The sequence below is a fragment of the Protofrankia sp. CiP1_Cm_nod3 genome, from assembly GCF_982290655.1.
In genome coordinates, this window is the sequence record NZ_CEVIVD010000158.1 from 1 (window position 1) to 10292 (window position 10292).

Here is a 10292-nt window from a genome sequence, read left to right on the forward strand (position 1 = left end):
CGGGGCCGGGGCCGGGGCTGGGGCTGGGGACGCTGACGCCGACGTTGTCGTGGTCGGGGCCGGCGTGGTCGGCTGCCTGGTGGCCACCGAGGTGCTGGCCCGCGCGCCGCGGCGGCGGGTTGTGGTGGTCGACAGGGGGCTGGCCGGCGGGGGAGCGTCCCGGTTCTCCGCCGGGCTGCACTTCCCGCGCGGGGCCACCCCGCGGGTGCGGGCGATGGCCGCCTACAGCCAGCGCTGGTACGCCGGCCTGCGCCAACGCGACCCTCGGGTGCCGATCCACCCGGTGGGCATGACCGTGATCAGCGCGGACGATGCCGCCGTCCGGGAGCACTACCTTCCCGAGGCGCGGCTGCGCCCGCTTCCCGGGCCGCTTCCCGAGGCGCTTCCCGAGGTTCGGCCGCGCCCGGCCGAGCGGGGCTGGGACGGCGACGGCGCCCACCACGCCGACGTCGCGGCGCTCACCGAACTGCTGGCCGCCCGGCTGCGCGGCCGCGCGGCGTTCCGGGAGGGCAGCGCGGTCACCGCCGTGCGGTCCGCCCCGGCCGGCGTCGTCCTCACGCTGGGCACCGGCGCCCGGCTCACCGCCGGCCGTGTCGTGCTGGCGCCGGGCCCCTGGCTGCCCTGGCCGGAGCTGCTCGCCCCGCTCGGCGTCCGGATCAAGAAGGTCGTCGCCCTGCACGTCGAACGCCCCGTCACCCCGCGTGACCGCGTGACCGTCTTCCACGACGAGGATGCCTTCCTGCTGCCGCTGGCGCACCGCGGCCACTGGCTGTTCAGCTACACCTCGCCCGACTGGGACGTCACCCCGGACGCGCTGACCGGCGGGCTGTCCGCCGACGACCTCGACCGCGGCCGGGCGGTCCTGGCGCGCCACGCCCCGGGGTTCGCCCCGTACTGCGTCTCCGGCCGTGTGTTCTGCGACGCCTACAGCCCCGACCGCGCGCCGATCGTGCGCCCGGTCACCGCCGACGGCCGGGTGCTGTTCGCCGGCGCGGCGGGCGGCTCCGGCTACCGGCTGGCCCCCGCGATCGCCGCCGCGGCCGCCGACCTGCTCGACGGGCTCGACGGGAAGGACACCATATGATCATCGACCGTTCTGCCGACGCCGTGTTCTCCGCGGCGTTCGGGATCGACATGAGCGCGGTCGACGGGCTGGGCACCGGCGCGGCCTGGGGCCGCATCGCGCCGGGCGGCGCCGCGGCGCACCAGCGGCACGACGAGACCGAGCTGCTGGTCATCGTCGCCGGCCGCGGCGAGCTCGTCGTGGGAGCCGCGCACCACCCGGTCGCCGCGGGCACCGTCGCCCTGCTCGAGCCGTTCGAGGACCACGTGGTGGCGAACACCGGGGAGCAGGACCTGGTCTTCCTCACCCAGTACTGGCGCGACGGCGCCCGCGCGGTCTCCTCGGCGGCCCCGGTGGCCAGCGAGCACGGCGACCGTCCGGTGTTCGTCTTCTCCACACCGCCCACCCCCAACGGCGACCTGCACCTCGGCCACCTCGCCGGCCCGTACCTGGGCGCCGACGCCTACGTCCGGTTCCAGCGGATGAACGGTGCCAGTGCCTGGCACCTGACCGGCAGCGACGACTTCCAGTCCTACGTGGCCGACCGCGCCCGCCGGGAGGGCTGGTCGAGCGCCGAGGTGGCCGCGCACTACAGCGCCGAGATCGCGGAAACCCTGCGGCTGATGGACATCCCGCTCGACCAGTACACCGTCACGAACGCCGACCCCGGCTACGTCCCCGCGCTGACGGACTTCTTCACCAGGCTGGTCGGCGCCGAGGCGGTCACCTCGACCGACGGGCCCGCGCTGTTCGACCCGGAGACCGGCCAGTACCTCTACGAGGCCGACGTCCACGGCGGCTGCCCGGGGTGCGGCGAGGCCACCGCCGGCAACATCTGCGAGCTGTGCGGCGAGCCGAACACCGTGGTCGACCTGGCCGGCCCCGTCGCCGGGCCCTCCGGCGGGGCGCCCGTCGCCGGTACGGCCCGCCGCTACGTGCTGCCGTTGCACGAGCACGCCGACGCGGTGCTCGACCACCAGCGCCGCGGCCGCGTCCCGGCCCGGCTGCGGGAGCTCGCCGCCCGGCTGTTCCGCCGGGAGCGGATCGACCTCCCGGTCAGCCATCCCAGTGACTGGGGTATCACCCCACGTGAGACGGACGGCGCCGGCCAGGTGATCTGGGCCTGGCCGGAGATGGCCTTCGGCTTCCTGCACGGCATCCAGCGGCTCGGCGAGCGCCTCGGCCGCGACTGGACGGCCGCCAGGCCGGCCGACGACTGGAAGATCGTCCACTTCTTCGGCTACGACAACAGCTTCTACCACGCGATCCTCTACCCGGCGCTCTACCGGCTCGCCCTGCCCGGCTGGACACCGGACATCGACTACCACGTCAACGAGTTCCTCCTCTACGACGGCCGGAAGTTCTCCACCAGCCGCCGGCACGCCGTCTGGGGCAAGCAGATCCTCGACGCCGACAGTGTGGACGCCGTGCGCTACTTCCTCGCCCGCAACCGTCCCGAGGTGGAGCGGACGAACTTCACGCTCGACGCCTACGAGCACACGCTCACCGCCACCCTGATCGGCACCTGGCAGGCCTGGCTGCACGACCTCGGCGAGCGCGTGGCCGACCACCACGGCGGGGTGGCCCCCGACGCCGGCAACTGGACGCCCGAGCACGCCGGGTTCCTCGGCCAGCTCGCCGCCCGGCTCGGCGCGCTGGCCGCCAGCCTGCGCCCCGGCGGGTTCTCGCTCAACCAGGCCACCGCCGAGCTGGACGCCCTGGTCACCGACACGGTCCGGTTCAGCCGTCGGGAACGCGCGCTGGCACAGGCCGGCGGCATGCCGGACGAGGTGCGCACGGCCACGGCGCTGGAGCTGGCCGCCGCCTGGCTGCTCGCGCACGCGGCCACGCCGGTGATGCCGCGTTTCGCCGCCCGGCTGGCCGAAGCCCTCGGCCAGCCGGCGCCGCGGCAGTGGCCTGCCACGGTCGAGCTGGTCCCGCCGGGTAGCAAGATCACACTTGCTCGGGTCACCTTCTTCCACCCGCCCCGGCCGCTCGGCCCGCTCGGCCCGCTCGGTGCGGCCCACGCGGCCGGACACCCGTCGGACGCCTCGCGGACCCAGCCCAGCGGGAGACCTGCATGATCAACGAACTTCTGGCGTCCACGCCGAACCGTGGGACGCTGCACGTCACCAGGCTGGCCGGCACCCGCGAGATCCCGCTCGCCGAGGTCTGGCGGCTGTCCGGCCTGGTCGCGGCCGGGCTGCGCGCCCGCGGCCTCGGCGCGGGCGACCGGATCGGCATCCTTGCCGCCAACAGCCTCGAGTGGGTGGTGCTCGACCTGGCGGCCCTGCGCCTGAAGGTCGTCACCGCCGGCCTGGAACCGGGCAAGTTCACCCCCACCGGCGAGCTGATGGAGCGCTACAGCCTCTCCCTGCTGTTCACCGACCGTCCGTGCGGCATCCCCGGCGTCGAACAGCTCACGACCCTGCTCGACGACCTGCCCGGCCTGCCCGGCACGGCTGGCGCGGCCCCGCCGCCACCGGTCAGGTACGCCCCCGACGAGATCACCACGATCAAGTTCACCTCGGGGAGCACCGGCACGCCCAAGGGCCTCGGCGCCACCGCCGGCAGCATCGACAGCTCGCTGGACGCCGTCCAGGACATGTTCGGCCACGGCCCCGGCGACAACCTGCTGGTGTTCCTGCCGCTGTCGCTGCTCCAGCAGCGTTACTGGGTGTACTCGGCGCTGCGGTACGGCCACGACGTCACGGTCTGCACCTACGAGTCGGCGTTCGTCGCGCTCACCCAGGTGCGGCCGACCGTCGTCATGGGCGTGCCCGGCTTCTTCGAAAGCGCCCGCGGCCAGATCGAACGCCACGCCCGGCGCACCGGCCGGGACCTCGCCGACGCCGCCCGCGACATCTTCGGCGGCCGCATCCGCTACCTGTGGACGGGCTCGGCGCCCGCCGACCCCGCCACCCTCGCGTTCCTCAACCGGCTCGACCTGCCGATCTACGAGGGCTACGGCCTCAACGAGACGTGCATCGTGGCCAAGAACCACCCGGGCGCGCACCGGGCGGGCAGCGTGGGCCAGGTGCTGCCGGGCAAACAGGTGATCATCGGCGACGGCGGGGTGATCAGCGTCCGCGCCGAGCACCCGGTGAACCGGCGGTACGCCTACTGCGAGCCCGGCGACAGCGAACGGGTCTTCGGCCCGGACGGCGTCGTGCGCACCGGCGACCTCGGGCACCTCGACGCCGACGGCTTCCTGTTCGTCCTCGGCCGCGCCGACGACACGATCGTGCTGGACAACGGCAGGAAGATCGTCGTCAGGCGGATCGAGGAGCATCTGAAGTCCAGCCCGGCGATCGCCGAGTGCGTGCTCTACTGCCCGGCCCAGACCGAGCTGGTGGCGGTCGTCTCACCGGCGTCGGTGCCGGTGGACACCGGCGCCATCGCCGCGCAGCTCACCGCCACCAACCGGGCGCTCGGCGGCGACCAGTACATCCACCGGGTGGTGGTGGCCGACGAGCCGTTCAGCATCGGCAACGGCCTGCTGACGTCCCAGTACAAGCCCAGGCGCAAGCAGATCCGGGCGGTGTACCAGCGCCAGCTCGGCGACCCGAGAAAGGGAATCCATGCGGCCTGACAGCACGCGGCCTGACAGCACGCGGCCTGACAGCACGCGGCCTGACGAATCCAGGCGGCCCGGCATCGAGACCGCCGCCCGGGAGAACCTGGCCGCGGTACTGGCCGTCGACATCGCCCCCGGGGAGATCCAGCCCGACGTCGGCCTCACCGGCACCTACGGGCTGACCTCGCTGAACAAGGTCCTGTTCCTGACCTCGCTGTGCCGGGACACCGGCGTCGACACCGCCTGCCTCACCGAGGACGACCTGGCCAGGATGCACACCCTGCGCGACTGCGTGGACATCCTGTCCAGGCACGTCCCGGCGGGGGCCTGACCGGTGGCCGGGGACCTGGCGGCCCAGCGGCCGGCGGCCCAGCACCGGGTGGACTGGCGCACGGCCGGCCCGGCCGTCCTGGGCAACGACCACGTCCGCCTCACACCCGTCACCGAGGCCGACCGGGAGTCGCTGCGGGCGATCGCCCTCGACCCGGACATCTGGCGTTACTTCGTCTCCCGGGTGGAGTCCGACGCCGACTTCGAGGCGTTCTTCGACGCCACCCTCGCCGACCACCTCGCCGGCCGGCGGCACGTCTTCGTCATCACCGACCGGCGCACCGGCCGGACCGCGGGCAGCATGAGCTACGGCAACCTCTCCGCGCCGGACGCCCGGCTGGAGATCGGCTGGTCGTGGCTCGGCCGCGACTTCCGCGGCACCGGGACCAACCGGTGGGCCAAACTGCTGCTGCTGGAACACGCATTCGAACGCCTGGGCGCCCTGCGGGTGGAGTTCAAGACCGACGTACTGAACACCCGGGCCCGCCGCGGCCTGCGCAACATCGGCGCGATCGAGGAGGGCGTGCTGCGCAGCTACAACCCCATGCCGGACGGCCGCCGCCGCGACGCCGTCTACTACAGCGTCCTGGCCGACGAATGGCCGCTCGTGAAGAAAACCCTCACCGAACACCCGAAAGTCCGCCCGTGAGCGTGTCGGGGGAGGCCGAGTGACCGTCCTGATCAGGGCGGACGGGCCACCGGCGGAGCTGGGCCGGGCCCACGGGGCGGCGCTGGCGGGGCGGCTGCGGTCGTTCGTGGACGACCACGTCTGCCGGCTCGGCCGGCTGCTGCCCGCCCCGGTGACGCTGGACGGCCTGCGCCCGACGATCGCCCGCCACCGCGCGGAGATCGAGCGGGCCGCCCCGCGGCTCGCGGCCGAGGTCGCCGGGCTCGCGTCCGGCGCCGGCCTGACCGAGGACGAGGCCTGGCTGCTCCAGCTGCGCCGCGAAATCCTCGGCTACACCCGAATCCCCACCGCCACCTTCGGCGTGGTTCCCAGCGCAGCCCCCGACGTGGTTTCCGGGGCCGCCTCCAGCGCGGTCCCGACCCGGATTCCCACCGTGCCCCCCGCCCCGGGCGGGATCTCCGCCGGGATCCCCCGCGACCCCCACAGCCGGGCCGGCGAGACGATTACCGCGGGTGACTGCACCACCTATGCGACCAGCTACCCGCCACCCACCGGCCCGTTGCTCGCCCAGACGGTCGACCTGAGCGGCGACCTCGACGACCAGATCGCCGTCCTCGACGTCGCCTCGCCGATCGGCCGCTCACTCGTGCTGAGCTTCGGCGGCCTGCTCGGCTACCTCGGCCTGAACAGCCGCGGCCTCGCGATCGGGATCAACCTCGTCCTGGGCGGCGACTGGCGGGCGGGCCTGCCCCCGTACCTGGCCGTCCGGCACCTGCTCGACACGGCGGCGAGCGTTGAGGAAGCGCTCGACGTCCTGCGCGGCCTGCGGCTGGCCAGCTCCCGCTCGCTGACTCTCCGTGACGCCACCCAGGCCGCCTGGTTAGAGATCGTCGGCGACGAGCTGCGGACCACGCGGGCGCCACGGACCGTCCACACCAACCACTTCCTCCACCCCGACCTCGCCCCCCACGACGAGATCAACGTCTTCGCCCGCAACTCCTCCGTCCGCCGCCTCCAGGCGGCCACGGCGGCGCTCACCACCCTCGGCCCGCACCCCGAGGAGCACTTCGCGCTGCTGTCCACCCCACCCATCCGGGTCGCCGACAACGGCGACATCCGCCGGGAACGCACGGTCGCCGCGACCGTCCTCCTCCCAGCCCGCGGAGAACTACACCTCCGCCCCGGCGACCCCGCCCTGTCCACCACCGAAACCTTCCGCCTGACGTAGCAGCGGTAACGGTCAGTCATTCAGCCATGCGCGTACCGTCCGGGCGAGGCCGGGGATCTCGACGGTTACCGCGATCCAGAGCAGATCGGCGTCAACCGCGAAGTATCCGTGTACGAGGTGGTTGCGCATGCCGGTGATCGCTGCCAGGGAATATCTGGATGGCTTTTCCGGAAGGCACCGGACAGCCGGGCGGTGGCTTCTCCGATGATCCCCACCCACCGGACGAGAGCTGCGGTGAGGACGACGTCGGCGTCCAGTTCGTCCCGCGACGCGGGCAGATGCGTACTGATCAGGTTGGCGTGCTCGACGATGTCACGCAGCCGCTCCTGATCAGATCTCACAGCGCAACGGCTTCGGCGAGCACCTGCTCGCGCAGCCGGGGCCGTAGGCCGGCCACAGTCGTCGCGTCGACGCGGACATCCAGGACCGCCTCGGCTCCGCTGATGAAACCACCAAGATCAAAAAGTCCTCGACCTGGAGAAAGGTCAACAAGGAGGTCGACGTCGCTGGCCTCGTCCGCCTCCGCGCGCGCGACCGAGCCGAACACGCGGATGTTGCCGACGCCGTAGCGCTGCGCGACCGCGTAGACGTCCGCACGGTGCTCGCGTAGTTCGCTCAAAGTAACACGACGACGACGAAATGCATCCATAGTCACAGCGACTTCCCTCCCGTCGGAAGGCCTGCCTGATATCAGGATGGCACAACGGCCACCGCTGGAATCGGCGGCCGTGGTCAACGGATCTGCGAGTACTGAGAGTATCCGTCAGGATGCGATTGGATATCGACCAACATCCACCAGGTAGGCTGTGGTCGGCGCCGTGGACCTCGGCCTCAGATCTTGATGATGGTGACTTCTCCCGTACTGCACAGCATCCTGAGATCTTCGGGATCCGAGGTGAGCACGGTAACCGGGCCAGGGGCGGCGAGCGCGGTCGCGCAGAGCACCGCATCGATCGCATATCTGTGGCCGTGCAGCCCCGCCTCCCCCAGCAGTTCGGCCGCGTGCCGGGCGACAGGCTCCGTGACGGGCTCCACGACGATCCGGGACACGGCCCACGCGAAGGCGGAACGCCTGATCCGCGGATGGATCACTTCGACCAGGGTCACCGCGCTGGTGATCACACGCATGTCGTCGGCGCGGGCCAGCGCGAGCCAGCCGGTGACGTCGCGGTCCCGCTGGACGGCCCTGGCGAGTCCTTCACTGTCGAGGACCAGTGTGCCCCCCGGCACGGCGACCGGGCGGGTCATGCCGCGTGTGGGTCCGAAGAGCGCTGCTGCTCGCGGGCCTGTAGCAGGGCATCCCGCCGGGATCGGATCTCCTCGTCGCCGATCGGCCCGTGCTCGGCCTCGGCGACCGCGATGAGCTCGTTGAGGTTGTCGCGTTCGATCTGGCGGGCGACGGCCGCGGCGACGTAGGCGGACAGGCCCGAGGGGCCGCTGCGGGCACGGGCGGCCTCGGCGATGTCCCGAGGCATTGTGATCGAGTACTTCTGAGTAGGCTCACTCATACCCCTTATCCTACCGTGGATGCCCCTCGATCTGACCCGTCGGTTACTCTCCGGGCGTCGGTTTTGTGCTCACAGTGGTTGCCGATTCGGTGGACAAGGCTGGGATCACCGCGTGGAAGACCCGTGGAGCCGATCTGCGGGACTGCCTGGGAGGGGATGTCGGCGGCCGAACGTGTTCCGGCGCTTCGGCATGACGTCGGAGCGCTACCGAGCCTCGGGCGCAGCCGCGGTGGTCAGGCAGAACGGATGGTCGGCAGGGTCGATGGGCACTCGCGGCTGTCGTCGGTTCTGGACGTGCCAGCTCGGGATGTGCCAGTTCTGGGCGGCGCTCACCGGCCGGGGCCACCGGCCTGCCGGCGAGAGGGCTACGGCTGGGCCTCGTCGTCCGGGGGCAGGTCCCAGTCGAGGGCGCGGAGGCTGTCGGCGACCCGTCGGAGCACGGCCAGGTCGTAGAAGATCTCGATCGGTGTGGAAGTGCCGGAGGCCGCCGGCCGCAGGGGCAGGTGATCGACCGTCTCTCCGTCCATCGTCTCTCCATCCATCGGCGTGGACGGTGCTCCGGGCCGGGAAGCCGGCCCGGCCCGGAGCACCTATCTGGCAATGGTGGGAGCGGGATGGCGTCGAGTACCACTGTACGATCTGTGAGAAACACCCCTTATGGGTACGAAAAAATTAAGCGTTTCCTACAGACGTACTCCCTGAGTTCTGGTACTCGGTTTCAGGATCGTCCTATTTCAGGCCGGAGTGGACGAAGGCGTTGACGATGTGCCGCTGGAGTACCAGGTAGAGGCCGAAGATCGGTAGGCAGGCGAGCCCGGAGGCGGCCATGATCCCGCCCCAGTCGTTGCCCTCGGTCCCGCCGAGGAAGCCGCGCAGCCCGAGCTGGATCATGGAGTTCGCCTGCTGGAGCACCATCGACGGCCAGAAGTACTCGTTCCAGGCGTTGATGAACAGCACGATGCCCAGCGCCGCCAGCGCCGGCCGCAGGTTGGGCACGACGACGGTCCACAGCGTCGACCAGGACGACCGGCCGTCGATACGGGCCGCCTCCAGCACCTCCTTGGGGAAGCTCTCCATGTGCTGGCGCAGCAGCAGGACGCCGAGCGCCGTGCACAGCGTCGGGATGACCACCCCGGCGAGCGTGTTCAGCAGGCCGAGCCGGAACAGCAGCGTGTAGTTGGACACCATCGTCACCTGGAACGGCACCAGCCACGTCCCCACGAACAGCAGGTAGAGCAGCCGCTGCCCGCGGAAGCGCCAGGCGGTGAACGCGTACGCGGCGAGCAGGCCGGTCAGCAGCTGCCCGAGGGCGGTCAGCGACGCCACGACGAACGTGTTGACCAGCATCTGGCCGATGGGGATCACGTCCGCGGCGTGCCGGTAGCTGCCGATCGACAGCGGCCAGGGCAGCAGCGACGTGTCGTAGATGTCGCCGGGGCGGCGCAGCGACGTCGCGTACATCCAGCAGATCGGGAAGACGCAGGCGACGCTGAGAACGGCCAGGACGGCATGGCCGGCGAACGAGCTCAGCGGTGACCGGCCGCCGACCGGCCCGCCGGTCCCGCCGTGGCCGCGGTGGCCGTGCCGGCGCCAGCGGCGTCCGCCGCCGTGGTCCCCGTCACCATGATCCCCGCCGCCGTGCCGGCCACCGCCGCGGTTTCCGCCGTCGTCACGGTTCCTGCCGTCATGCTGCCCGCCGCTGTACTGCCCGGGCGGCGGCGCGCCAGCGTCGCCTGCCGCCGGTGCGTCCGGCGTGGAGACGGCCATGAATCACTCCTCGTAGTCCTCGCGGTGGTTCCCGCGATATCGCTTCCCCGCCCCGCAGCCTCGCTCCCGCCCCGCGGCCGAATATCGTTGCTCATACACATGAGGGAACAAGTGGTCGCTGGGGCAGCCACTTTCGTACTCATTTCCCGGGACGTTGTTCCGCGGTTCGGGGGGCGGTTGCCGGGTTGTTC

General features: G+C 71.9%; 12 protein-coding genes. 6 read left to right on the forward strand and 6 right to left on the reverse strand.

Features of this window, described 5'->3' with window-relative positions:
- From AC5LUJ_RS20790 to AC5LUJ_RS20815, 6 genes are all read left to right on the forward strand, one after another.
- The coding region (locus AC5LUJ_RS20790) for an NAD(P)/FAD-dependent oxidoreductase (protein ID WP_493465568.1) at positions 1 to 1084 on the forward strand (1084 nt) is incomplete at its 5' end.
- Complete coding sequence (locus AC5LUJ_RS20795; protein WP_250285201.1) at positions 1081 to 3147, forward strand: class I tRNA ligase family protein; 2067 nt, start codon at positions 1081 to 1083, stop codon at positions 3145 to 3147. The genes AC5LUJ_RS20790 and AC5LUJ_RS20795, both read left to right, overlap by 4 nt.
- Positions 3144 to 4655 (forward strand): AMP-binding protein, encoded by a 1512-nt coding sequence (locus tag AC5LUJ_RS20800; protein ID WP_250285200.1) that lies wholly within the window; start codon positions 3144 to 3146, stop codon positions 4653 to 4655. Before AC5LUJ_RS20795 ends, AC5LUJ_RS20800 begins: the two co-directional genes overlap by 4 nt.
- A complete protein-coding gene (locus tag AC5LUJ_RS20805) occupies positions 4645 to 4971 on the forward strand; it encodes an acyl carrier protein (protein ID WP_250291700.1) in 327 nt (108 codons plus the stop codon). Before AC5LUJ_RS20800 ends, AC5LUJ_RS20805 begins: the two co-directional genes overlap by 11 nt.
- Before the next feature lie 3 nt (positions 4972 to 4974).
- A complete protein-coding gene (locus tag AC5LUJ_RS20810; protein ID WP_250285301.1) occupies positions 4975 to 5619 on the forward strand; it encodes a GNAT family N-acetyltransferase in 645 nt (214 codons plus the stop codon).
- 19 nt (positions 5620 to 5638) lie between these two features.
- Positions 5639 to 6826 carry a C45 family autoproteolytic acyltransferase/hydrolase gene (locus tag AC5LUJ_RS20815; protein WP_250285300.1) on the forward strand — a complete coding sequence of 396 codons (1188 nt, stop codon included), beginning with the start codon at positions 5639 to 5641 and terminating at the stop codon, positions 6824 to 6826.
- Positions 6827 to 6838: 12 nt separating this feature from the next.
- Here AC5LUJ_RS20815 and AC5LUJ_RS20820 read toward each other — a convergent pair whose 3' ends face one another.
- From AC5LUJ_RS20820 to AC5LUJ_RS20845, 6 genes are all read right to left on the reverse strand, one after another.
- Positions 6839 to 6955: a HepT-like ribonuclease domain-containing protein gene (locus tag AC5LUJ_RS20820; protein ID WP_445548428.1), complete on the reverse strand. Its 117-nt coding sequence runs from the start codon at positions 6953 to 6955 to the stop codon at positions 6839 to 6841.
- A gap of 208 nt (positions 6956 to 7163) precedes the next feature.
- Positions 7164 to 7475, reverse strand: a complete 312-nt coding sequence (locus tag AC5LUJ_RS20825) for a nucleotidyltransferase family protein (protein WP_250285304.1) — start codon at positions 7473 to 7475, stop codon at positions 7164 to 7166.
- A gap of 182 nt (positions 7476 to 7657) precedes the next feature.
- Positions 7658 to 8074: a PIN domain-containing protein gene (locus AC5LUJ_RS20830; protein WP_250285296.1), complete on the reverse strand. Its 417-nt coding sequence runs from the start codon at positions 8072 to 8074 to the stop codon at positions 7658 to 7660.
- Positions 8071 to 8334 carry a hypothetical protein gene (locus AC5LUJ_RS20835; RefSeq protein WP_047222252.1) on the reverse strand — a complete coding sequence of 88 codons (264 nt, stop codon included), beginning with the start codon at positions 8332 to 8334 and terminating at the stop codon, positions 8071 to 8073. Before AC5LUJ_RS20835 ends, AC5LUJ_RS20830 begins: the two co-directional genes overlap by 4 nt.
- A gap of 365 nt (positions 8335 to 8699) precedes the next feature.
- Positions 8700 to 8861: a hypothetical protein gene (locus AC5LUJ_RS20840; RefSeq protein ID WP_250285295.1), complete on the reverse strand. Its 162-nt coding sequence runs from the start codon at positions 8859 to 8861 to the stop codon at positions 8700 to 8702.
- 202 nt (positions 8862 to 9063) lie between these two features.
- Positions 9064 to 10101: a carbohydrate ABC transporter permease gene (locus AC5LUJ_RS20845; RefSeq protein ID WP_250285294.1), complete on the reverse strand. Its 1038-nt coding sequence runs from the start codon at positions 10099 to 10101 to the stop codon at positions 9064 to 9066.
- Between the last annotated feature and the right edge of the window lie 191 nt (positions 10102 to 10292).

Excerpts from the sequence above, each read along its gene's own strand:
- AC5LUJ_RS20795 (WP_250285201.1), top strand. The coding sequence starts at position 1,081 with ATGATCATCGACCGTTCTGCCGACGCCGTGTTCTCCGCGGCGTTCGGG.
- AC5LUJ_RS20800 (WP_250285200.1), top strand. The coding sequence starts at position 3,144 with ATGATCAACGAACTTCTGGCGTCCACGCCGAACCGTGGGACGCTGCAC.
- AC5LUJ_RS20805 (WP_250291700.1), top strand. The coding sequence starts at position 4,645 with ATGCGGCCTGACAGCACGCGGCCTGACAGCACGCGGCCTGACAGCACG.
- AC5LUJ_RS20820 (WP_445548428.1), bottom strand. The coding sequence starts at position 6,955 with ATGCGCAACCACCTCGTACACGGATACTTCGCGGTTGACGCCGATCTG.
- AC5LUJ_RS20825 (WP_250285304.1), bottom strand. The coding sequence starts at position 7,475 with ATGGATGCATTTCGTCGTCGTCGTGTTACTTTGAGCGAACTACGCGAG.
- AC5LUJ_RS20830 (WP_250285296.1), bottom strand. The coding sequence starts at position 8,074 with ATGACCCGCCCGGTCGCCGTGCCGGGGGGCACACTGGTCCTCGACAGT.
- AC5LUJ_RS20835 (WP_047222252.1), bottom strand. The coding sequence starts at position 8,334 with ATGAGTGAGCCTACTCAGAAGTACTCGATCACAATGCCTCGGGACATC.
- AC5LUJ_RS20840 (WP_250285295.1), bottom strand. The coding sequence starts at position 8,861 with ATGGACGGAGAGACGGTCGATCACCTGCCCCTGCGGCCGGCGGCCTCC.
- AC5LUJ_RS20845 (WP_250285294.1), bottom strand. The coding sequence starts at position 10,101 with ATGGCCGTCTCCACGCCGGACGCACCGGCGGCAGGCGACGCTGGCGCG.